At 70.9% G+C, this 22,196-nt stretch carries 21 protein-coding genes, 1 tRNA gene and 1 pseudogene; 10 read left to right on the top strand and 13 right to left on the bottom strand.

Features of this window, described 5'->3' with window-relative positions:
• The first annotated feature begins 9 nt into the window (after positions 1–9).
• Both SPK54_RS06595 and SPK54_RS06590 read left to right on the top strand, forming a co-directional pair.
• Complete coding sequence (locus tag SPK54_RS06595; RefSeq protein WP_330947127.1) at positions 10–708, top strand: hypothetical protein; 699 nt, start codon at positions 10–12, stop codon at positions 706–708.
• A gap of 117 nt (positions 709–825) precedes the next feature.
• Positions 826–1,338 (top strand): hypothetical protein, encoded by a 513-nt coding sequence (locus tag SPK54_RS06590; protein WP_330947126.1) that lies wholly within the window; start codon positions 826–828, stop codon positions 1,336–1,338.
• A gap of 62 nt (positions 1,339–1,400) precedes the next feature.
• Here SPK54_RS06590 and SPK54_RS06585 read toward each other — a convergent pair whose 3' ends face one another.
• On the bottom strand, positions 1,401–2,207 hold the full coding sequence (locus tag SPK54_RS06585; protein ID WP_330947125.1) for a TatD family hydrolase: 807 nt from the start codon (positions 2,205–2,207) through the stop codon (positions 1,401–1,403).
• 202 nt (positions 2,208–2,409) lie between these two features.
• Here SPK54_RS06585 and hrpB point away from each other — a divergent pair, with 202 nt between their 5' ends.
• Together hrpB and SPK54_RS06575 are read left to right on the top strand one after the other, a co-directional pair.
• Entirely contained in the window at positions 2,410–5,016 is a 2,607-nt protein-coding gene (hrpB, locus tag SPK54_RS06580; protein WP_330947124.1) for an ATP-dependent helicase HrpB, read from the top strand.
• Positions 5,017–5,077: 61 nt separating this feature from the next.
• Positions 5,078–5,401, top strand: coding sequence for a hypothetical protein (locus SPK54_RS06575; RefSeq protein WP_330947123.1), 324 nt, complete (start codon positions 5,078–5,080; stop codon positions 5,399–5,401).
• 65 nt (positions 5,402–5,466) lie between these two features.
• On the opposite strand, the gene SPK54_RS06570 is transcribed toward SPK54_RS06575, so the two are convergent.
• The 10 genes from SPK54_RS06570 to SPK54_RS06525 form a co-directional block, all read right to left on the bottom strand.
• Positions 5,467–6,009, bottom strand: a complete 543-nt coding sequence (locus tag SPK54_RS06570) for a pseudouridine synthase (RefSeq protein WP_330947186.1) — start codon at positions 6,007–6,009, stop codon at positions 5,467–5,469.
• A gap of 129 nt (positions 6,010–6,138) precedes the next feature.
• On the bottom strand, positions 6,139–6,954 hold the full coding sequence (locus SPK54_RS06565; protein WP_330947122.1) for a methyltransferase: 816 nt from the start codon (positions 6,952–6,954) through the stop codon (positions 6,139–6,141).
• Positions 6,955–7,055: 101 nt separating this feature from the next.
• The gene (locus SPK54_RS06560) at positions 7,056–9,269 is read right to left on the bottom strand and encodes an NADP-dependent isocitrate dehydrogenase (protein WP_330947121.1); all 2,214 of its coding nucleotides are present in this window, start codon (positions 9,267–9,269) and stop codon (positions 7,056–7,058) included.
• Between the two features lie 143 nt (positions 9,270–9,412).
• Complete coding sequence (locus tag SPK54_RS06555) at positions 9,413–9,907, bottom strand: hypothetical protein (protein ID WP_330947120.1); 495 nt, start codon at positions 9,905–9,907, stop codon at positions 9,413–9,415.
• A 13-nt stretch (positions 9,908–9,920) separates the two neighbouring features.
• Complete coding sequence (locus SPK54_RS06550) at positions 9,921–10,250, bottom strand: LysM peptidoglycan-binding domain-containing protein (RefSeq protein WP_330947119.1); 330 nt, start codon at positions 10,248–10,250, stop codon at positions 9,921–9,923.
• Between the two features lie 83 nt (positions 10,251–10,333).
• A complete protein-coding gene (gene queF, locus SPK54_RS06545; protein WP_330947118.1) occupies positions 10,334–11,155 on the bottom strand; it encodes an NADPH-dependent 7-cyano-7-deazaguanine reductase QueF in 822 nt (273 codons plus the stop codon).
• Positions 11,152–12,255 (bottom strand): cell division protein ZapE, encoded by a 1,104-nt coding sequence (zapE, locus tag SPK54_RS06540; protein WP_330947117.1) that lies wholly within the window; start codon positions 12,253–12,255, stop codon positions 11,152–11,154. The genes queF and zapE overlap by 4 nt, the downstream gene beginning before the upstream one ends.
• On the bottom strand, positions 12,252–12,923 hold the full coding sequence (locus SPK54_RS06535; RefSeq protein WP_330947116.1) for an alpha/beta fold hydrolase: 672 nt from the start codon (positions 12,921–12,923) through the stop codon (positions 12,252–12,254). Before SPK54_RS06535 ends, zapE begins: the two co-directional genes overlap by 4 nt.
• 98 nt (positions 12,924–13,021) lie before the next feature.
• Complete coding sequence (locus SPK54_RS06530; protein ID WP_330947115.1) at positions 13,022–13,543, bottom strand: c-type cytochrome; 522 nt, start codon at positions 13,541–13,543, stop codon at positions 13,022–13,024.
• An 88-nt stretch (positions 13,544–13,631) separates the two neighbouring features.
• Positions 13,632–13,708, bottom strand: a tRNA-Arg gene (locus SPK54_RS06525).
• 90 nt (positions 13,709–13,798) lie between these two features.
• Here SPK54_RS06525 and ubiA point away from each other — a divergent pair.
• Entirely contained in the window at positions 13,799–14,701 is a 903-nt protein-coding gene (gene ubiA / locus SPK54_RS06520; RefSeq protein WP_330947114.1) for a 4-hydroxybenzoate octaprenyltransferase, read from the top strand.
• 15 nt (positions 14,702–14,716) lie between these two features.
• On the opposite strand, the gene SPK54_RS06515 is transcribed toward ubiA, so the two are convergent.
• The gene (locus SPK54_RS06515) at positions 14,717–15,439 is read right to left on the bottom strand and encodes a ComF family protein (protein WP_330947113.1); all 723 of its coding nucleotides are present in this window, start codon (positions 15,437–15,439) and stop codon (positions 14,717–14,719) included.
• 49 nt (positions 15,440–15,488) lie between these two features.
• Here SPK54_RS06515 and bioB point away from each other — a divergent pair, with 49 nt between their 5' ends.
• Together bioB and bioF are read left to right on the top strand one after the other, a co-directional pair.
• Positions 15,489–16,523, top strand: a complete 1,035-nt coding sequence (gene bioB, locus SPK54_RS06510) for a biotin synthase BioB (RefSeq protein ID WP_330947112.1) — start codon at positions 15,489–15,491, stop codon at positions 16,521–16,523.
• 1 nt (position 16,524) lies between these two features.
• The gene (gene bioF, locus SPK54_RS06505) at positions 16,525–17,745 is read left to right on the top strand and encodes an 8-amino-7-oxononanoate synthase (RefSeq protein WP_330947111.1); all 1,221 of its coding nucleotides are present in this window, start codon (positions 16,525–16,527) and stop codon (positions 17,743–17,745) included.
• Between the two features lie 58 nt (positions 17,746–17,803).
• Here the strand turns inward: bioF and SPK54_RS06500 are convergent, their stop codons facing one another.
• Positions 17,804–19,276 carry an NAD-dependent succinate-semialdehyde dehydrogenase gene (locus SPK54_RS06500; RefSeq protein WP_330947110.1) on the bottom strand — a complete coding sequence of 491 codons (1,473 nt, stop codon included), beginning with the start codon at positions 19,274–19,276 and terminating at the stop codon, positions 17,804–17,806.
• A 113-nt stretch (positions 19,277–19,389) separates the two neighbouring features.
• On the opposite strand from SPK54_RS06500, the pseudogene bioH reads away from it, so the two are divergent.
• The 3 genes and pseudogenes from bioH to SPK54_RS06485 form a co-directional block, all read left to right on the top strand.
• A pseudogene (gene bioH, locus SPK54_RS06495) lies at positions 19,390–20,139 on the top strand (pimeloyl-ACP methyl ester esterase BioH); the annotation flags it as partial.
• A 133-nt stretch (positions 20,140–20,272) separates the two neighbouring features.
• A complete protein-coding gene (gene bioC / locus SPK54_RS06490; protein WP_330947109.1) occupies positions 20,273–21,196 on the top strand; it encodes a malonyl-ACP O-methyltransferase BioC in 924 nt (307 codons plus the stop codon).
• Complete coding sequence (locus tag SPK54_RS06485; RefSeq protein ID WP_330947108.1) at positions 21,193–22,185, top strand: multidrug resistance efflux transporter family protein; 993 nt, start codon at positions 21,193–21,195, stop codon at positions 22,183–22,185. Before bioC ends, SPK54_RS06485 begins: the two co-directional genes overlap by 4 nt.
• Positions 22,186–22,196 lie beyond the last annotated feature (11 nt).

The raw sequence follows: 22,196 nt of genomic DNA, 5'->3' as shown, positions 1-22,196 counted from the left end.
GCCGATTCGATGTCGATCAAGACCGCCGCACTGGCAATGGCCGTGGGCCTGTCGCTGTTGGCCTGCAAGAAGCAGGACGATGCCGCCGCGGCAGACAGCGGGGCTACGACTGCGCCCAGCGCAGCCGCAACCGCGGATGCCGCGCCGCAGCCTGCCCCTGTCGCGCAAGCCCCCGCCGCCGTGACACCCGCACCGGCCGCGACCAGCTTCGACATCAACACCATCGCGGTGAGCGACAAGCCGCTGGGCGAATGGCCCTACTTGGTGCTGCCGGCCGGTTACAAGTTCAGCGGCAACCTGGCGAACAACACCAAGGACTTGGCGCGGGTGCCGTTCTGGACCGGCGGCCAATTGCTGTGGATGGAAGGCAAGACCTTCGAGGCGGAACTGCGCGCCGGCGACGGCAAGACGTATTCGCGCTTCGAGATGCTCAAGGGCATCGACCAGGCGCTCACCGCGCTGGGCGCGGTCACCCTGACCCAGCGCAGTTATGACGAGACGGTGTTCGAGGCGAACAAGGCGGAGTTGGGGCCGTTCCGCAGCGAGTTCGATGACATCGGCGGAGCCTACTGGTACGACAAGGACGCCCGCACCTACCTGATCCGCCGCGCCGACAAGGCGATCTGGGTGGTGGTCTATGCCGACAACTACAACGGTGCCGTGCTGGTGGCCGAAGGCCCGCTCCCGGAAGCGCCGGCCAAGCAGTAAGCGCGTTGCTGGCCAAGGCGGACGCCCGGCTCCGGTCGGGCGTTTTCGCCCCCGACGGTGTGATCCACATCACGGTTGCCATTAGAATCGCCGCTTTCGCAAACAATGGAGCGGCAGATGCGTGCAGGGAATACCGGGGTGGCGATGTTCTTGGCCGTGCTGCTGCTGGCCGGCTGCAACAAACAGCCTGCGGCGGCGGCCAGCGCGACGCCTGCCGACGAGGCAGCGGTCACGGGCGAGACCCCCGTTGCCGAGGCCGGCGACGAGGAACTGCCGGCAACGGATGAAGACGCGGCACCGGGCAAGATCAGCAAGCGCGATGCGATCAGCATGGGCGTGGCGATGACCGCGGCAGTGGAGCTGTGCGGCCTCAGCAATGCGATCGAGTCGCAGGCCGCGCTGGCCAAGATGGCGGCCGAACCGGGCGCACCCTCCGCTGGCGAGATCGAGGCGATCTACCTGGCCGCCAAGCAGCAGGGCAAGGCCGCCCAGGCGCAGAACCCGGGCAAGTTCGAGCAGGAGTGCGCGGGCCTGCGCAAGATGGCCGACCCGGCCGAGGTCAAGAAGATGGAGCAGGCGGCCAAGGAACTGGAAGCCTGGGCCAAGAAGATGGAAGCCGAGGCGAAATAAGCGCCTGCCATGCGCGAACCCCGACGACGCCCGGCACCCGCCGGGCGTTTTCGTTGGGGCCGTTACGCCGGCAGTCGGAAGAACGCGGTCGCGGCCGCGCTGCTGCTGGCGGCGGTGGCGGCCACGTCCTCGCCACGGTCGCGCGCCAGCTCTTGGACGATGTGCGGCAGGAACGCCGGCTCGTTGCGGCGGTCCTTCGGCATCGGCCTGAGCGTGCGCGGCAGCAGGTAGGGCGCGTCGGTTTCCACCATCAGCCGGTGGGCGGGGATGCTCTTGACCAGTTCGCGCAGGTGCGCGCCGCGGCGCTCGTCGCAGAGCCAGCCGGTGATGCCGATGTACCAGTCGTTGTCGAGGTAGTCGAACAGTTCCTCGCGAGTGCCGGTGAAGCAGTGCACCACCGCCGGCCCGATCCGGCCGTCGAAGTTCTTCATCATCGCCATGAAGTCGGCGTGGGCGTCGCGCTGGTGCAGGAACAGCGGCTTGCCGACGCCATCGACGGCCAGGTCCACCGCGATCTGCAGCTGCTTTTCGAACGCGCTGCGCTGCGCCGGCCGCGGCGAGAAATCACGGAAATAGTCCAGCCCGCATTCGCCCACCGCCACCACCTCCGGGTGCGCGTGCAGGGCGCGCATCTCGGCATCGCATTCGGCGGTGTATTCGGTCGCGTGGTGCGGATGCACGCCGGCGGTGGCGAACCATTCGCCGGGGCGCGTGCGCGCCAGTTCCAGGGCCTTCGGCGAATGCTCGCGCGATGCGCCGGTGAGGATGGCGCGGGTCACTCCGGCATCGCGGGCGCGCTGCCACACCGCGTCGCGGTCGCGGTCGAAGCTGTCGTGGGTGAGGTTGAGGCCGATGTCGATGAGCTGCATGGCGTGATTTTAACGGCTTGATGAAGCCGGGTTCCGCAAGTTGCGATGCCGCGTGTCGAAGGCGGGGTGTGCTTCGAGCGCGCCATGGATGGCGCGCGGCCGCGCTTCGGAGCCGGATGCGGAGCCTAAGCGGCGAAGCACACCCCGCCTTCGACACGCGGCCCATCCGAAGCAAAAGGCGACGCTCCCGTATCCTTTACGAGTGAACACCGCTGCATTCCCCATTTCCGATCTGTTGCCGTGCATCCGCGCCTCGCTCGCGTCGCATCCGCGGCTGGTGCTGGAAGCGCCGCCCGGCGCGGGCAAGACCACGCAGGTGCCGCTGGCGCTGTTGGACGCGCCGTGGCTTGCCGGCAGGAAGATCGTGATGCTGGAACCGCGCCGGGTGGCTGCGCGCGCGGCCGCCGGCTTCATGGCGAAGCAGCTGGGCGAAGCGGTCGGCGAGACGGTCGGTTACCGCATCCGTTTCGAGAACAAGGTGGGGCCGAAGACCCGCATCGAGGTCGTCACCGAAGGCATCCTCACCCGCATGCTGCAGGAGGACCCGCTGCTGGAGGGCGTGGGCGCGGTCCTGTTCGACGAGTTCCACGAGCGCCACTTGGCCGGCGACCTCGGGCTGGCGCTGGCGCTGGACGTGCAGCCGGTGCGCTCCGACCTGCGGATCGTGGTGATGTCGGCCACGCTGGACGGCGAGCGGCTGGCGCAGTTCCTCGATGCGCCGCGCCTCTCCAGTGAAGGGCGCAGCCATCCAGTGGAGATGGCGCATTTCCCCGCGCGCCGCGACGAGGCGCTGGAGCAGCAGGCGCGGCGCGCCATCGAACACGCGCTGGCCACGCATCCGGGCGACGTGCTGGTGTTCCTGCCCGGGCGCCGCGAGATCGCGAAGTTGGAGCAGATCCTCGCGGCTGCGCTGCCGGCGCTTGGGGCATTGCTTTGCCCTCAGTCAGGGCATCCTGCCCCGATTCGGGCGCGCGCCATCCCTGGCGCGCTTGACGCAATGCCCCGGCCGCCGACAACGCGGCTCCCGGTTTTCGAGGTGCTGCCGCTGCACGGCGACCTGCCCGTAGAACAGCAGTCGCGCGTGCTGCAACCCGCACCGGATGGTCGCCGGCGCGTGGTGCTGGCCACCAATGTCGCCGAGTCGTCGGTCACCCTGCCCGGCGTACGGGTGGTGATCGACAGCGGGTTGGCGCGCGAGCCGCGTTTCGACCCCAACAGCGGCTTCTCGCGGCTGGACAGCGTGGCCATTTCGCAGGCATCCGCGGACCAGCGCGCGGGCCGCGCGGGCCGCGTCGCCGCCGGCTGGGCGTATCGCCTGTGGCCGCAATCACAGCGGCTGGAACCGCAGCGGCGTCCGGAAATCGCGCAGGTGGAACTGGCGTCGCTGGCGCTGGAACTGGCGGCTTGGGGCAGCGTAGACCTGCGCTTCGTCGATCCGCCGCCGCCCGGTGCACTGGCGGCGGGCCGCGACCTGCTGCAGCGGCTGGACGCGCTGTCGGCAGCAGGCACGCTGACCGCGCGCGGCAGGCGCATGCTGGCGCTGGGCACGCATCCGCGCCTTGCCGCGATGCTGCTGGCATCCGCGGAGCCCGCGCGGCTGGCCCTGGTCTGCGACCTGGCGGCGCTGGTGGAGGCGCGCGACCCGCTGCGCAGCCGCTCCGACGCATTGGCCGAGCGCTGGCAGGCGCTGGCCGCGTTCCGCAACGGTCGCGTCGGCGCCGATGCCAGCCGCTCCGCCCTGGCCGCCATCGACGCCGCGGCGAAACAGTGGCGTCGCCGCCTGCGCTGCGATGCCGCGCCGCCGGCCGCGGCGCCGGTGCATGCGCTGGGCGACCTGCTGGCGCACGCCTTCCCCGACCGCATCGCAAGGCAGCATCCGCAGGACCCGCTCCGCTACCAGCTGGCCAACGGGCGGATGGCGCGGCTGTTCGACGATTCCGCGCTGTACGGCGAGCCGTGGCTGGTCGCCAGCGAACTGCGCTTCGAGGCCAAGGATGCGCTGCTGCTGCGCGCCGCGCCGGTGGACGAGGCGTTGCTGCGCGCCGGGTTCGCGACGCATTTTTCCGACGCCGACGAGGTGCGCTGGGATGCGGAGAAGCGCGCGCTGCGCAGCGAACGCATCGAGCGTTTCGACGGCATCGTGCTGGCGGTGAAATCCGCCGGGCGGGTCGACCCGGCGCAGGCCGCGCCTGCGCTGACGGCGGCCGTGCGCGAGCTGGGCCTGGCGGTGCTGCCATGGAGCGATGGCCTGTCGCAGTGGCGCATCCGGGTGCAGTGCCTGCGCGCCTGGATGCCGGAGCTGGGGCTGCCGGATCTTTCCGACGCCGCCCTGCTGGCCTCGCTGGAGCGCTGGCTGCAGCCAGCGTTCGAAGGCAAGACCCGGCTGGATGCGCTGGACACCGGCGAGATGGCCGACGCGCTGAAATCGGGCATCGACTGGCCCCTGCGCCAGCGCATCGACCAGCTGGCGCCGACCCGCATCGCGGTGCCGTCCGGGCTGAAGCGGGGCATCGACTACCGGCTGGACGACCACGGCGAGCCGGCGCCGCCGGTGCTGGCGGTGAAGCTGCAGGAACTGTTCGGGCTGGCGCAGACGCCGCGCATCGCCGACGGCCGGGTGCCGCTGCTGCTACACCTGCTCTCGCCCGGCGGCAAGCCGCTGCAGGTGACCGCCGACCTGCACAACTTCTGGACCAATACCTATGCCGAGGTCAGGAAGGAAATGAAGGGCCGCTACCCGCGCCACCCGTGGCCGGACGACCCGTGGAACGCGGTGGCTACGCACCGGGCGAAGCCGCGCGGCACGTGACGCATCCGTCACGTGGAAGCGCCATACTGCTGGCGTGACGATGCAAGCCGAGGAGCAGCAAATGGGCAAGTTGGAACGCACGCAGGATCGGACCCTGGAACTGTTGGCCGACGTGGGCGAAGGCCTGCGCAGGAAACTTCCGGACAGGGCCGTGCAGTGGGTCGAGACCGGCGCGGCGCTGGGTGCGCTGCGGGTAGGAAGCAAGGTGGCGGGCAAGTTCGTGCGCCGCAACCCGGTGCTGGTGGGGGCCGCGGTGGTCGGCGCCGGCCTGCTGTGGCTGGCGGCCCGGCAGCGCGCCAAGCGCAAGGAGGCGATCGAAGGCGAAGCCAAGCAGGTGCGCGCGTTGCGCCGCGGCGAGTACGAGCGCGACGACTACGGCGTCTGAGCCCCGGCGCACCGGTTGCTGCAGCGGGCCCGCCGCGGCATGGGCGGCAAGCGCGCCGCGCAGGCTCAGTGGTCGCTAATTTGACGCCATCGGCCGGGCTGCAGACCGTCCAGCCGGTGCGGCCCGACCGCCACCCGCACCAGCCGCAGCGTGGGTAGCCCGACGGCGGCGGTCATCCGCCGCACCTGGCGGTTGCGGCCTTCATGGATCACCAGCTCCAGCCAGGCATCCGGTACGGTCTTGCGGAACCGCACCGGCGGATCGCGCGGCCACAGCGCCGGCGCATCCAGCCGCCGCGCCTGCGACGGGCGGGTGGGGCCGTCGCTGAGCGTCACGCCCTCGCGCAGCTGCTGCAGCTGCGCATCGTCGGGCGTGCCTTCCACCTGTACCCAGTAGGTCTTCGGCTGCTTGTGGGCGGGATCGGTCAGCCGGTGGGCCAGGCGACCGTCGTCGGTGAGCAGCAGCAGGCCTTCTGAATCGAAATCCAGCCGCCCCGCCGGATACACCCCCGCCGGTAGGCCGAATCCTGCCAGCGTCGGGCGCGGCGGCTGGCTGCGGTCGGTGAATTGGCAGAGCACGCCATAGGGTTTGTTGAAGGCGATCAGCATCGAGGCGTGGACGATCAACCTGTCCCGGGATGCGCAGGCGTCCGCCGCCGTGGCGCGCAGCACCCGGCGCGGACCTGCGAATGCCATCGCCTCAGGCCGGTGGGCTGTTGCATGGCGCGGACCAACGGATCAGGGCTTGCGGAAGCGCAGGGTCATGCGGTCGCTTTCGCCGATGGCGGCGTACTTCGCCTTGTCTGCCTCGTCGTGGCGGTTGGTGGGCGGCAGCGTCCACACGCCGTTGGGATGGTCGGCGCTGTCGGCCGGATTGGCGTTCACCTCGCTGCGCGCCTCCAGCACGAAGCCCGCGCGGGTGGCCAGATCGACCACCAGCGCCTCGGTCAGGTAGCCGGACTTCTTCATCGTGTCGAGGTCGGTGCCCGGCTTGGCGCGATGGTCCACCACGCCCAGCGTGCCGCCCGGCTTGAGCGCGGCGAAGAAGGCCTGGAAGTAGGCGTCGGCGCTGCCGGCGGCCACCCAGTTGTGCACGTTGCGGAAGGTCAGCACCGCATCGGCGCTGGCCGGCGCGCCCAGCGACGGCGCCTTGCCGTCGTATTCGACCAGGGTGGCGCGGCCGTAGCGCGCCGGATCCGCCGCGAACACCGCGCGCAGCGCGTTGCTGCGGCCCGGCGCGGGCGTCGCGCTGGCGGCGACGTAGCGGCCCGCATCGCGCAGGTACGGTGCCAGGATCGCGCTGTACCAGCCGCTGCCCGGGCTGATCTCGATGACGGTGTTGGTGGGCGTGAGGCCGAAGAACGCCAGCGTTTCGGCCGGGTGGCGGTAGCGGTCGCGGGCGCGCTGGGCGGCGTCGCGGCCGGGATCGGCCACTGCGGCCAGCAGCGCGGCGTCCGTCGCCGGCATGACCGCCCGCTCCTCGCTCGAAGACGTGGGCGTGCCGGCGCAGGCGGCCAGCAGCAGGGCAAGCGTGGGGATCGACAGGCGGGTCATGCGGCGGCTCCGGATGCGACGGGCCTGCAGGGTAAACCGGCTTGCCGCAAACGCGAAGCCCGGCGCGCGGCCGGGCTTCGCGGGTCGTCGTCCGGCGGGAATTACAGCGTGGCCAGCGCCGCGTTCAGCGTGGCCGACGGCCGCATCGCCGCCGACAGCTTGCCCATGTCCGGCTGGTAGTAGCCGCCGATGTCCACCGGCTTGCCCTGTACGGCGATGAGTTCCTCGACGATCTTCGCTTCGTTGTCCGCCAGCGCCCGGGCGACCGCCGCGAACTTCGTCGCCAGCTCCGCGTCCGCACTCTGCTCGGCCAGCGCCTGCGCCCAGTACAGCGCCACGTAGAAATGGCTGCCGCGGTTGTCAATCGTGCCCAGCTTCCGGCCCGGCGAGCGGTCGTTGTCGAGGAACTTCGCGTTGGCCGCGTCCAGCGCATCGGCCAGCACCTGCGCCCGCTTGTTGCCGGTGGTGTTGGCCAGGTGTTCGAACGAGGCGGCCAGCGCCAGGAACTCGCCCAGCGAATCCCAGCGCAGGTAGTCCTCCTCCACGAACTGCTGCACGTGCTTGGGCGCGCTGCCGCCGGCGCCGGTCTCGAACAGGCCGCCGCCGTTCATCAGCGGCACGATCGACAGCATCTTCGCGCTGGTGCCCAGCTCCATGATCGGGAACAGGTCGGTCAGGTAATCGCGCAGCACGTTGCCGGTGGCGCTGATGGTGTCCAGGCCTTCGCGGATGCGCTTGAGGGAGAACTTCATCGCCTCCACCGGCGAGAGGATGCGGATGTCCAGGCCGGCGGTGTCGTGGTCGTTGAGATAGGCAGCCACCTTGGCGATCAGGCCGCGGTCGTGGTCGCGCTGCGGGTCGAGCCAGAACACCACCGGCGTGTTCGACAGCCGCGCGCGGCTGACCGCCAGTTTCACCCAGTCGCGGATCGGCGCGTCCTTGGTCTGGCACATGCGCCAGATGTCCCCGGCCTTGACCGGATGCTGCAGCAGCACGGTGCCGTGCTCGTCGATCACCCGCACCACGCCGTCGCCGGCGATCTTGAAGGTCTTGTCGTGGCTGCCGTATTCCTCGGCCGCCTGCGCCATCAGCCCGACGTTGGGCACGCTGCCCATGGTCGCCGGGTCGAACGCGCCGTGTTCCTTGCAGTCGTCGATCACCACCTGGTAGATGCCGGCGTAGTTGCGGTCCGGGATCACCGCCTTGGTGTCCTGCAGTTCGCCGCCGGCGTTCCACATGCGGCCGCTGTCGCGGATCATCGCCGGCATCGAGGCGTCCACGATCACGTCGGACGGCACGTGCAGGTTGGTGATGCCCTTGTCGGAATTGACCATGGCGAGGCCGGGGCGCTGCGCGTACAGCGCCTTGATCTCCGCCTCGATCGCGTTGCGCTCGGCCTCCGCCAGCTGGGCCAGCTTGGCGTACAGGTCGCCGATGCCGTTGTTGGGGTCGAAACCGATTTCGGCCAGCGTGCGCGGATGCTTTTCCAGTACCGGCGCGTAGAAGCGCGACACCGCGATGCCGAACATGATCGGGTCGCTGACCTTCATCATGGTCGCCTTCAGGTGCAGCGAGAACAGCACGTCCTTGGCCTTGGCATCGGCGATCTGCGCGTCGATGAAATCGGCCAGCGCGCCGGCGCTCATCACCGCCGCGTCGATCATCTCGCCGGCCTGCAGCATGACCGGCCCGCGCAGCGGGAAGCTGCTGCCGGTGACGCTGGTGTATTCGATCCGCACCGGGCCGGCGTTGACCAGGGTGTAGCTCTGCTCGCTGCCGTAGAAATCGCCGGACGCCATGTGCGCCACGTGCGACTTCGAGGAGGCGTCCCACTTGCCCATCCGGTGCGGATGCTTCCTCGCATAGGCCTTCACCGCCTTCGGCGCGCGGCGGTCGGAATTGCCCTCGCGCAGCACCGGGTTCACCGCGCTGCCCTTGACCCGGTCGTAGCGCGCCTTGATGTCCTTTTCGCTTTCGCCCTGCGGCGCGTCCGGGTAGTCCGGCAGCGGGTAGCCGCGGTCCTGCAGCTCCTTGATCGCGGCCTTCAGCTGCGGGATCGAGGCACTGATGTTGGGCAGCTTGATGATGTTGGCTTCCGGCGTCTTGGCCAGCTCGCCCAGCTCGGCAAGGTCGTCCGCCACCGCGCGCTCGCCCAGCAGCTCCGGGAACTGCGCCAGGATCCGCGCCGCCAGCGAGATGTCGCGCGTCTCCACCGCCACCCCGGCGGTCTTCGCATACGCCTGCACGATCGGCAGGAACGAGGCGGTGGCCAGGAACGGCGCTTCGTCGGTCAGGGTGTAGAGGATCTTGGACATGGCGGCTCTGTGTCGCGGAGGAAGCCGACATTGTCGCGCCTTGCCGCCCCCACGGGCAAAACCCGTGCGCATGCCCGCATGCCGGCCACGAAAAAGGGCGCGGCCGAAGCCGCGCCCTTCCGGGAGGGAAGCGCTGCGCTGGTTCAGCGCACCTCGAATTCGCGCGTCTGCACCACGTTGCCGTCCAGCGAGATTTCCACCTTGTACTTGCCGGTCGGCCAGCCGCTGGGCTTGCTGATCTGGAAGTTGGTCATGCCGTCGCCGGTGAGGGTGATGTCCTTGCTCTCCTCGTTGACCGTCTGGTTGCTGTCCACGTGGGTCCACTTCGCGCCCAGCTTGGCCGGCACCGAGGCCGTCGCGTCGGAGGTGGCGGTGGCGACCGCGGCGTGGATGGTGTCCTTCGGGGCGAACGTGGTCATCGGCGCGGTCACGCGCATGTCGGCGCCCACCGCATTGCCAAGGTCGACCCCGGTGACCGAGGCGGTGGCCGGCATCGGCGCAGGGGGTTGCGCCATCGGCGCGGGCTCGCTGGCCACCGGCGGCGGCGCCGGCTCTTCCTTCTTCTTGCAGCCGACCAGCGCCACGCCGCCCAGCAGGACGGCCAGTACGCTCATGTGGAGACGGTTGAAGTTCTTCATGTGGAATTCCTTGTCAATGGTCGGAAGGGGGCGTGGAGTCGTCTTCGCGCGCGGGGATCCGCAACACCTGGCCCGGGTGGATGCGGTCGGGATCCGAGAGCTGGTCGCGGTTGGCGTCGAAGATGCGCTTCCAGTCCTGCTTGCCGTAGAAATGCTTGGCGATCTTCGACAGGTTGTCGCCCTTCTCGACCGTGTAGGTGCGCTCGGCCGGCGGGTCGTTGTTGGCGATCGCCTCGGTGGAGGCCACCCGTGACTGCACGTCGGAGAAATCGGGCTTGACCTGCTCCGTGGTGTGCACGGCACTGCGCACGTCGGAGAAGTCGGGTTTCTTGTCGTTGCTCATGGGAACTCCTTGTCCGCTATTCGGACAAGGGCAACGCTTACACGCGGCCTGTTAAGAAAACATGTCGGCGCGTCCAGGCAGCCTCACTGGCGTTCGGTGCGGACCGCCGCGGGCGCGGCGAGGCCGGGCGTGGCGCGCCAGGGATTGATGTCCAGGCCGCCGCGGCGGGTGTAGCGGGCCTCCACCGACAGCTGCTGCGGCGCGCAGCGCGCCAGCAGGTCGACGAAGACCTGCTCCACGCACTGTTCATGGAAGCCGGCGTGGTCGCGGAAGCTGACCAGGTAGCGCAGCAGGCCGGCGCGGTCGATCCGCGGGCCGCGGTAGGCGATGGTGACGTCGGCCCAGTCGGGCTGGCCGGTGACCGGGCAGTTGGACTTCAGCAGTGCGCTGTGGAGTGTCTCCGCGACGATCTCGGCCGCGTCCGCATGCAGCAGCGTGGGGTCCGGCGGGCCGTAGCTGTCGATGGCGATGTCGAGGCCATCGATGTTGTCCGCCTCCGCGGTGGCCGCCAACGCCGGCAGGCCGAACGCCATCGTCACCGGCGCGCCGGCAGCCTGCGACAGGTCCGCCCCGATGCGCGCGCGTACCGCTTCGGCGTCGTCGAAGCGGCTGGCGTTGAAGGAGTTCAGGTAGAGCTTGAGCGACTTGGATTCGACCAGGTTCGGCGAATCCGCCGGCACCTGCAGGGTGGCGGTGGCTACCTGCGGTTTGCCGCGCGGGTCCAGCCACGAGAGCTCGAATGCCTGCCAGCGGTCGATGCCGATGAACGGCAGGAAATCCGAGGCGATGCCCAGCTGCGCTCGCGCCGGCGCGCGCGGGATCGGGTACAGCAGCGACGGGTCGTACTGCTCGGGATAGGCGGTCTCGCGGCCGAGCGGCGAATTGGCGGTGGTGTTGGCGTTCATTCGCAGCGGTGCTCGTGGGCGAGGTAGTCGGCGGACTGCATTTCGATCAGCCGCGAGGTGGTGCGTTCAAATGCGGCGGCCAGGCGTTCGCCGGCGTACAGCGCCATCGGCGCGGCGTCGGCGGTGCATACCAGGTTGACGTGGCGGTCGTACAGCTCGTCCACCAGGTGCACGAAGCGGCGCGCGGCGTCGTCGCGCAGGCCGTCGAAGCGCGGGACCCCGCCCAGCAGAACGGTGTGGAATTCGCGCGCGATCTCGATGTAGTCGGCATTGCCGCGCGGGCCCTCGCACAGCGCCGCGAAATCGAACCAGCACAACCCCTTGCTGCGCGCGCGCACCGGGATGCGGCGGCCGTCGATGACGATGCCGGCGTCGCGATGGCCATCGTCGCCGCCCAGCTCGTGCCAGCGCTGCTGCAGCCAGGCATCGCCCTCGGCGTCCAGCGGCGCGCGGTAGACCGGCGACCGGGTGAGCGCGCGCAGCCGGTAGTCGGTGTCGCTGACCAGCTCCACCACGTCGCAGTGGCGCTGCAACAGGGCGATCGCGGGCAGGAAGCGCGCGCGCTGCAGGCCGTCCTTGTAGAGCGCCGCGGGCGCGGCGTTGGAAGTGGTGACCAGCACCACGCCCTCGGCGAACAGGCGCTCCAGCAGCCGGGCCAGCAGCATCGCATCGCCGATGTCGGAGACGAAGAACTCGTCCAGCACCAGCACCCGCAGGCTGCGCCGCCATTCGCGCGCGATCGCCGCCAACGGGTCGCGCTCACCCGCGTGCGCACGCAACCGCTCGTGCACTTCGCGCATGAAGCGGTGGAAATGGGTGCGGCGCTTCTCGCGCAGCGGCAGGCCGGCGTAGAACAGGTCGATCAGGAAGGTCTTGCCGCGACCCACTCCGCCCCACAGGTACAGCCCGTGTACCGGCGGCGCCTCCGCCGGGCCGCCAAGCAGCCGCTGCAGCAGGCCGCGCGCGGGTGCCGGCCGCAGCAGCTCGGCATGGACGCGGTCGAGCGCGCGCAGCGCCTGCTGCTGGGCCGGATCGGCAAGCCAGTCGCCGCGCGCCACGCCCTCGGCATAGCGCTGCGAGGGAAGCAGGGCCTCGCTCATGCCGCAGGCGGCGGCAGCCAGCCGCGGATCCCGTTCTTCAGCGCGCCGCGCAGGTCCATCAGCTTGCGGTGGAAGAAGTGGCTGGTGTCGGGCATTTCCACCAGCATCGGCGGCGACGGCAGCGAGGCCACCCACTCGCGCACCGCGCCGGCATCGACGATCTCGTCGGCATCGCCCTGGATCACCAGCCACGGCACGGTGGGCAGCGCGATGTCATCGAAGTTCCAGCTGCGGCCCACCGGCGGGGCGATGCTGATCAGCGCGGCCGCACCCAGTTCCACGGCGCCGCGCAGCGACACCCAGGCACCGAAGCTGAAGCCGGCCAGCCAGAGGGCCTTGTCCGGATGCCGCGCGCGTGCCCACGCCACCACCGCGCGCAGGTCGTCGAGCTCGCCGTCGCCATCGTCGAACCTGCCCTCGGAGCTGCCCACGCCACGGAAATTGAAGCGCAGGGTGGCGACGCCGGATTCGCGCAGCGCGCGCGCGGCCATCGTCACCACCTTGTTGTGCATCGTGCCGCCTTCGGTGGGCAGCGGATGGCAGAGGATCGCCAGCACCGGTCGCGGCGTGGCCTCGGCCTCGTCGTAGGCGGCCTCGATCCGGCCTGCGGGACCGTCGATGACCGGCGACGCATCGGCGCCGGCGGGCTTGGCTGTCGTCTCGTTCATGCCTGCCATGATGCCGCAGCTGGCGTGAAACCGCCGGCTCGCCCGCCGCAAACGCGAACGCCGCCCGCAGGCGGCGTCCGGGGGGCGCGCAGCGCGATTTACTTGCTCTGCGCCACCATCCACTCGACCACGGCCTTCATCTGATCGTCGGTCAGGGCCGGGTTGCCGCCCTCGGCCGGCATCACCCCGGCGGTGCCGGTGAAGCCTTCGGTGGCCTTCTTGATCAGCATTTCCACGCCCTGTTCCGCCGCGCGCGCGCCGATGCCGGCGGCATCCAGCTTCGGGGCACCGCCCACGCCGGCGGCGTGGCAACCGGCGCAGGGCCCGTTGTTGAAGATCTCGGCGCCATCGGTACGGCCATCGAACGGCACGTTCGCGGTCTGCGCGGCGACGGCGGCCGCTGCGGCCGCCGCCTGCGCCGCGGCGCCGGTGGCCCCGGCATAGACCGCGCCCACCGGGGCGATGCGGTCCTGCAGGCTTTGTTTGGCCACTGCGTTCTCGGGGTACTCGACCGTCCCGTTGAGATGGCGGGCGAACAGGATCAGGCCCAGCGCCAGCAGCACCAGGAAGGCGATCACCATCGAGAAACGCTTGAGGAAAGCCAGGTCGTGAGTCCGCATGTCGGTTCCGCGCTGTCGTGGCCGTTGTTGGCCGCCAAGCACGGGATTATTCCAGAACCGGCGCTGCGACGCGAGGTTTGCGGCGGAATGGCGCGCCTGGAGGGATTCGAACCCCCGACCAATGGCTTCGGAAGCCACTACTCTATCCGGCTGAGCTACAGGCGCGTGTCGCGCGACGCAGCGCATCGCGGCCGCGCATTCTCGCACGATTGCGGACGGCTGTGCCGCTGATAGGCTTAGCGAATGTATCCGCGAATGGACACCAATGCCGCCGCGCCGCACTGGCGCGAGCGCCTGCGCCTGTACTGGAAGCTGGTGCGCGCGGACCGGCCGATCGGCTGGCTGCTGCTGCTCTGGCCGACCTGGTGGGGGCTGTGGATCGCCGCCGGCGGGGTGCCGCCGCTGTGGCCGCTGCTGGTGTTCTCGCTGGGGGTATGGTTGACCCGTTCGGCCGGCTGCGTGATCAACGACTACGCCGACCGCTGGCTGGACGGCAGCGTGGAGCGCACCAGGCACCGGCCGCTGGCGACCGGCGAGGTCAGCGGCCGCGAGGCGCTGGCCGTGTTCGCGGTGCTGATGCTGGTGGCCTTCGCGCTGGTGCTGACGCTGAACCGGTTGACCATCTACATGAGCGTGGTAGGGGTGTTGCTGGCGGCCAGCTATCCGTACCTGAAGCGCTACACCTACCTGCCGCAGGTCTACCTGGGCATGGCCTTCGGCTGGGGCATCCCGATGGGCTTCGCCGCGCTGACCGGCGCGGTGCCGCCGGTGGCGTGGGTGCTGTACGTGGCCAACATCTTCTGGGCCACCGCCTACGACACCTGGTATGCGATGGTCGACCGCGACGACGACATCCGGATGGGGGCGAAGTCCACCGCGATCCTGTTCGGCGAGATGGACCTGGTGGCGCAGGGCGTGCTGTATGCCTGCATGTTCTTCGCGCTGGCGCTGGTCGGTCGCGAGAGCGGGATGGGCGCCTGGTACTGGGCGGGCATGGGCGCCGCGCTGGTGCTGGTGGCGTGGGAGTTCGGGCTGGCGCGGGGGCGCGAGCGCGCGGCCTGCTTCCGCGCTTTCCTGCACAACAACTGGGTGGGAATGGCCCTGTTCGCCGGCATCGCGCTGGATTTCGCCCTGCGCGCGAAGGTGGTGGCCGCCTGAGGGCCAGCAGGGCCGTCACGCTACCCGCGCGCAAACCCACGCATCGATGCGCGCCACGCCGGCCGCACGCAGGGCCTTGGCGGCGGCGTGCAGGGTGGCGCCGGTGGTCATGACGTCATCGACCAGCGCCACATGCGCCGGCAGTGCCGTTCCGGCATCGACGCGGAACGCGCCGCGCAGGTTGCGCGCGCGTGCGTCCGCATCCAGCCGCGATTGTGCGTGGGTCGCCCGGCATCGATGCAGCAATCCGGCGTGCAGCGGCAGATCCAGCGCCCTGGCCAGCGGCCGCGCCAGTTCCAGCGCCTGATCAAAGCCGCGCTGGCGCAACCGCCCGCGGTGCAGCGGCACCGGCAGCAGCGCCTGCGGGCGCGGCAGGCCGGCAAACCGCTCGGCCATGCACTGCGCCAGCACCCGCCCGGCGGCGAAATCGCGATGGAACTTCAGCCGCGGCAGCAGCCGATCCAGCGGGAACGCGTAGTCGAAGGCGGCATGCGCCGCGTCCAGCGGCGGTGGCTGCGCGGTGCAGGCCGGGCAGGTCGCGGCCTCGGGCATCGGCAGGGCGCAGTGCGGGCAGGCGTGACGCGGGCGCGGCAGCCCGGCATGGCAGGCGCCGCAGAGGTCACGACCCGGGAGGCCGATGTCGCCGCAGACCAGGCAGCGCGGCGGGAACAGCCAGCACAGCGGCGCACGAATTCTGTCAACTTTGCATTGTTCAGTTTGGTTGACGGTGGTCGGCATGCGTTCCAGACTGCCCGCCTTCGCCCCCCGCGTCAGTCGGAAAATCCCCATGCCCGAGGTCGTCGCTTTCCCCATCCGCCATGACTGGAGCCGCAGCGAAGTGGAAGCGCTGTTCGCGCTGCCCTTCACCGAGCTGCTCCACCGCGCTGCCAGCGCCCACCGCCAGTATTTCGATCCCACCGAGGTGCAGGTGTCCACCCTGCTGTCGGTGAAGACCGGCGGCTGTCCGGAGGATTGCGGCTACTGTCCGCAGGCGGCGCGCTACCACACCGGTGTGGAGGCGACCAAGCTGATGGACCCGGCCGAGGTGGTGGAGAAGGCGCGGCAGGCCAAGGCCGCCGGTGCCTCGCGCTTCTGCATGGGGGCGGCCTGGCGCTCGCCGAAGGACCGCGACATCCCGAAGGTCGCCCAGATGATCCGCGAGGTGAAGGCGCTGGGGCTGGAAACCTGCGCCACGCTGGGCATGCTCAGCGGCGGGCAGGCACAGGCGCTCAAGGACGCCGGCCTGGACTACTACAACCACAACCTCGATACCGATCCCGAGTTCTACGGCGACGTGATCCACACCCGCCAGATGCAGGACCGCTTCGACACCCTCGCGCAGGTGCGCGACGCCGGCATGAAGACCTGCTGCGGCGGCATCGTCGGCATGGGGGAATCGCGCCGCCAGCGCGCCGGCCTGCTGATGACCCTGGCCAACCTGCCGGCGCACCCGGACTCGGTGCCGATCAACCGCCTGGTGCAGGTGGAAGGCACGCCCCTGCACGGCACCGTGGACCTGGATCCGTTCGAGTTCGTGCGCACGGTGGCAGCGGCCCGTATCCTGATGCCGAAGTCGATGGTCCGGCTGTCGGCGGGCCGCGAAACGATGTCCGACGAACTGCAGGCGCTATGCTTCGCGGCGGGCGCGAATTCGATCTTCCACGGGGAGAAGCTGTTGACCACCGGCAATCCGGATACCGGGCGCGACCAAGCGCTGTTCGAACGCCTCGGCCTGCGGTCGATGCGGGTCGAAGCCGTGGCCGACGACGCCATCGACGCCTGCACCGCCACGGTGCATGCCGGCATTACCGCAGCGGCCTGAGATGGCGCGCGAGTCGCTGCCCGCCCGCATCGCCGCGCAGCGTGAGAGGCGCGTTGCCGCGCAGCGCATCCGCGTCCGCCGCAGCGTGCTGCACCGCGACGGTGCGCGCTGCGAGGTGATGGGCGCCGATGGCGTGCCGCGCTGGCTGCTGAATTTCTGCGGCAACGACTACCTGGGCCTGTCCCAACAATTCGCGGTGGCCGGTGCGCTGCAGGACATGGCCGCGCGCGAAGGTGCCGGCGGCGTGGCCTCGCATCTGGTCTGCGGCCACCATGCCGCCCACGACGCGCTTGAGCGCGAGATCGCCGACTGGCTGGGCGTACCCGCGGCGCTGCTGTTCGGCAGCGGCTACATGGCCAATCTGGCGGTGCTGCAGGCGCTGCTGGGCAAGGGCGACGTCTGCGTGCAGGACCGGCGCAACCACGCCAGCCTGATCGACGGCGCCCAGCTGGCCGGCTGCGCCCTGCGCCGCTACCCGCATGCCGATCCCGAGGCCGCCCTGCGGCAGCTGCGCGGCTGGCCGAACGGTGCCGCGCTGCTGGCCACCGATGGCGTGTTCAGCATGGATGGCGACATCGCGCCGCTGAAGCAGCTGGCGCTGGTGGCGCGGGTGCAGCGCGCCACCCTGTACGTGGACGATGCCCACGGCATCGGGGTGCTGGGCGAGGAAGGCCGCGGCAGCATTGCCGAGGCCGGGCTGGACAGCGCGGCGGTGCCGCTGCGGCTGGTCACGCTGGGCAAGGCGCTGGGCAGCCATGGCGCGGTGGTGGCCGGCGAGGCCGACCTGGTCCGCCACCTGGCCGAAACCGCGCGCCCCTACATCTACACCACGGCGCTGCCGCCGGCGCAGGCCGCGGCCTCGCTGGCGGCGGTCAAACTGGCGCGGCGCGAACACTGGCGTCGCGAAAAACTGGCCGCGCTGGTGCAGCGTTTCCGCGCCGGCGCGCGTCGCCACGAACTCGACCTGCTGCCTTCGGAAACACCGATCCAGCCGCTGCTGTGCGGCGCCGAGGCGGATGCGCTGGCGATGGCCGCGGCACTGGAGCGGCAGGGCTTGTGGGTGGCGGCGATCCGTCCGCCCACCGTGCCGGAGGGCGGCGCGCGCCTGCGCATCACCCTGTCGGCCACGCATACCGAAGGCGACGTCGACAGGCTGCTGGACGCGTTGGCGCGCTCACGCGATTACGTGCGCGCCACCGCCACCGCCGCCGCCGAGGTTTGAACGGGTAGCGCCGCGTGCCGGGACGGGGCGCCGCGGAGCCGCGTGCGGCCGCGCGCGCCTACACGCCGCCGATGCAGACGTACTTCAGCTCGGTGTAGTCGTCGAGGCCGTGCTTCGAGCCCTCGCGGCCGCTGCCGGACTGCTTCACCCCGCCGAACGGCGCCACTTCGGTGGAAATCAGCCCGGTGTTGATGCCCACCATGCCGGCCTGCAGCGCTTCCGAGACCCGCCAGCTGCGCGCCAGGTCGCGGGTGTAGAAATACGCGGCCAGCCCGAACGGCGTGGCGTTGGCGCGGCGCAGCACCTCGTCCTCGCCCTCGAAGCGCAGCAGCGGCGCCACCGGGCCGAAGGTTTCCTCGTGCGCGAGCAGCATGCCGTCGTCGGCATCCAGCAGCACTGTGGGTTCGAAGAACGTCCCGCCTAGGGCATGGCGGCGGCCACCGGTGGCGAGGCGCGCGCCCTTTGCCAGCGCGTCGGCCACGTGCGCCTCCACCTTCGCCAGCGCCTTGGCATCGATCAGCGGGCCCTGGTCGGTGTCCCCCTGCAGGCCGTCGCCCACCCGCAGCCCCCGCACCGCCGCGACGAGTTTCTCCGCGAACGCGTCGTAGACCCCCGCCTGCACGAACAGGCGATTGGCGCAGATGCAGGTCTGCCCGGTGTTGCGGAACTTGCTGGCGATGGCGCCGGCGACCGCGGCGTCGAGGTCGGCATCGTCGAACACGATGAACGGCGCGTTGCCGCCCAGCTCCAGCGACAGCCGCTTGAGGTCGGTCGCGCACTGCGCCATCAGCTGCTTGCCGACCGCGGTGGAGCCGGTGAAGCCGAGCTTGCGGACCTTCGGGTTGGCGGTCATCTCGGCGCCGATGGCGGGGGCGTCGGCGCCGGTCACGATGTTGAGCACGCCCGGCGGCAGCCCGGCGCGCTCGCCGATCACCCCCAGCGCCAGCGCCGAGAACGGCGTCTGCAGCGCCGGTTTGCAGACCACGGTGCAACCCGCCGCCAGTGCCGGGGCCAGCTTGCGGCCAAGCATCGCCGAGGGGAAATTCCACGGCGTGATCGCGGCGACCACGCCCACCGGCTGGCGCAGGGTGAGGATGCGCCTGTCGGCGGCATGGCCGGGAATGGTGTCGCCATCCATGCGCTTGGCCTGCTCGCCGAACCATTCGAAATAGCTGGCCGAATAGGCGACCTCCCCCAGCGCTTCCGCCAGCGGCTTGCCCTGCTCGGCGGTCATCAGCACGGCCAGATCGTGCTGGTGCTGCATCATCAGGTCGTGCATGCGGCGCAGCACCTGCGCGCGCTGTTTCGCGGTGGTGCCGGCCCATGCCGGAAAGGCGGCGTGGGCGGCATCGATGGCCTGGCGGGTTTCCGCCGCGCCCATGTCCGGTACCGTGCCCAGCAGCGTGCCCGTGGCCGGGTTGCGCACCTCGCAGCGGCCGCCGGCATCGGCGTTGCTCCACTGCCCGGCGATGAGCGCCTGCTCGCGCCACAGCCCGGGATCGGCAAGGGATGGCTGGCGGCTGGCGTTCATGGCGGCTCCGGTGGCTGGCGATCCGCCCACGATACGGCGGGTGGCGTGGGCTTCGCGCGATAATGCGGCTCCTGAACCTGCCGCGCGCTGTCGGCGCGAGATCAATGAACAAGCTGCATGTGGACATCGCGGGCAGCGGCCCGCCGCTGGTGCTGCTGCACGGCTGGGCCATGCACGGCGGCATCTTCGCGCCGCTGGTGGAGGCGCTGCGCGCGCACCGCACCCTGCACGTGGTCGATCTGCCCGGCCATGGCCACAGCCGCGACAGCGGGGTGCCGCTGGCGCTCGATGCCTGCGCGCACGCGCTGCTGGACGCGCTGCCGGTGGCGCCGTGGTGCGGCTGGTCGCTGGGTGGGCTGGTCGCGCTGCGCGCTGCGTCGCTGCAACCGGCGCGCGTACCGGCGCTGGCGCTGGTCTGCGCCACGCCGAAGTTCGTGGTGGCCGAGGACTGGCCGCAGGGCATGCCTGCCGAGGTGTTCCACGGCTTCGCCGATGGCCTGCGGCTGGACTGGCAGGCCACCATCGACCGCTTCATCGCGCTGGAGGCGTTCGGCTCCGACCACATGCGCGAGGAGCTGCGGATGCTGCGCGACGCGGTGCTGGCGCACGGCGAACCGTCGCCGCGGGTGCTGGCGGAAGGCCTGCAGGTGCTGGAGCAGGGCGACCTGCGCGATGCGCTGCCGGCGCTGGCGATGCCCAGCCTGTGGATCAGTGGGCGCCGCGACAGGCTGGTGAACCCGGCGGCGATGCAGGAGGCCGCCGCCATCGCGCCGAATGCGCGGTTCGTGCAGATCGAACACGCCGGCCACGCGCCGTTCCTGACCCACGCCGATGCAGTAGCCGATGCGCTGCTGGGTTTCCTGGACGACGTGAGCCGTCATTCCCGCGAGGGCGGGAATCCAGCGCTTGCTCTTCTCGATGACGAAGGAAGGCTGGATGGGACAGGCCCGCGTCTGTCAGAAGCGGCGCGCCTTCGCGGGAATGACGAGCAAGGCCATGAATGAGCCGCTATTTGACGCCAAGCAAGTCCGGCGCGCGTTCTCGCGTTCCGCCGCCAGCTATGACGCGGTGGCGCAGCTGCAGCGGCTGGCCGAGGCGCGGCTGATCGAATCGCTGGACTACCTCGACGACCCCGCGCTGGCGCGCAAGCCGCCGCAGCGCGTGCTCGACCTCGGCTGCGGCACCGGTCATGCCAGCGCGCTGCTGCAGCAGCGCTGGCCGAAGGCGGAGATCCTGTCGCTGGACCTTGCCCTGCCGATGCTGCGGCAGGCGCGCGCGGCGGCGAAGCCTGCCGGGCGCTGGCTGCCCAACCCGTTCGCGCGGGCGCCGCTGCAGGTCTGCGCCGATGCGCGCCGGCTGCCGCTGGCCGACGCCAGCGTGGACGTGCTGTTCTCCAACCTGTGCCTGCAGTGGGTGGAGGATCTCGATGCGGTGCTCAACGGCTTCCGCCGCGTGCTCAAGCCGCAGGGCCTGCTGCTGTTCTCCACCTTCGGCCCGGAAACCCTGTGGGAGCTGCGCGGCGCGTTCGCGCAGGCGGACGCGGCCCCGCACGTCAGCCCGTTCGTGGATACCGCCGGGATCGGCGATGCGCTGGTCAACGCCGGCTTCTTCCAGCCGGTGGTGGACCGCGACGAGGAAGTCACCGTGTATCCGGACCTGCCGGCGCTGATGCACGAGCTGCGCGCGCTGGGCGCGACCAATGCGCTCGCCAGCCGGCGCGCCACGCTGACCGGGCGCGGGCGTTTCTCGGGCGCCGCTGCCGCCTACGAAGCGCATCGCCTCGATGCCGGCCTGCCGGCGACCTGGGAAATCATCAGCGCGATGGCCTGGGCACCGGAGCCGGGCGCGCCGATCCGCGAGGGCGGCGCCGACCTTGCCGCGGTGCCGGTGTCGCGCATTCCGATCCGGCGGCGCGGATGAGTCCGTCGCGCCGCGCGCTGTTGGCGGTGGGGCTGTCGCTGCTGTCGGCGCTGTTCTTCACCCTCACCTACGTGCTGAACCGCGCCGCGGCGCTGGCCGGCGGGCATTGGGCGTGGACGGCGGCGCTGCGCTACCTGTTCGTGCTGCCGCTGCTGCTGCCGCTGATGCCGTGGCAGGGCGGCATCGCGCCGGTGTGGCGGGCGATGCGCGCCGCGCCCGCGGCGTGGCTGCTGTGGAGCGGCGTCGGGTTTTTCCTGTTCTACATGCTGCTCTGTTACGCCGCGGCCAGCGGGCCGTCGTGGCTGGTGGCCGGCACCTTCCAGGTAACTGCGCTGGCCGGCATGCTGTGCGCGCCGCTGCTGTACGACGATGCGCGCGCGCGCATCCCGCGGGCCGGCTTCGCGGTGGCTGCGCTGATCCTGGCCGGGGTGCTGCTGATGCAGCTGGGGCATGCGCGCGGGGCATTGGATGCGCAGGCATGGGTGGCGCTGGCCTGCGTGGCCGCCAGCGCGTTCGCCTATCCGCTCGGCAACCGCGGCCTGCTGCTGCACCTGGAGAGGCGCGGGATCGATCTCAACGCCAGCCAGCGCGTGTTCGGCCTGACCCTGGCCAGCCTGCCGGCCTGGCTGGCACTGTCGCTATGGGCTTGGACGCAGGCGGGCCCGCCGCCGGCCGCGCAGGTGGGGCTGGCGTTCGGGGTGGCGCTCAGCGCCGGCGTGATCGCCACCATCCTGTTTTTCCAGGCCACCGGCATGGTGCGCGAGAACGGCACCGCGCTCGGCGCGGTGGAAGCGATGCAGGCGGCGGAGGTGCTGTTCGCCGCGCTGCTGGGCGCGCTGTTCCTGGGCGAAGCCTGGCCGCGGGGCCAGGCGCTGGCGGGGGCGCTGGTGGTGGTGGCCGGGATCGCCCTGTTCGCCTGGGTGGTGGCCCGCGAGGCCGCCCGCGACCGCCGCGAACTGCGCGCGCTGCGCAGCGACCGCGGTGGTTGACGCGGTCTCCA

The organism is Thermomonas sp. LB-4 (assembly GCF_036409385.1).
In the GTDB taxonomy this organism is placed as follows: Bacteria; Pseudomonadota; Gammaproteobacteria; order Xanthomonadales; family Xanthomonadaceae; genus Thermomonas.
Note: the sequence above shows the minus strand (reverse complement) of the source record. Positions and strands in the feature narration are given on the sequence as shown.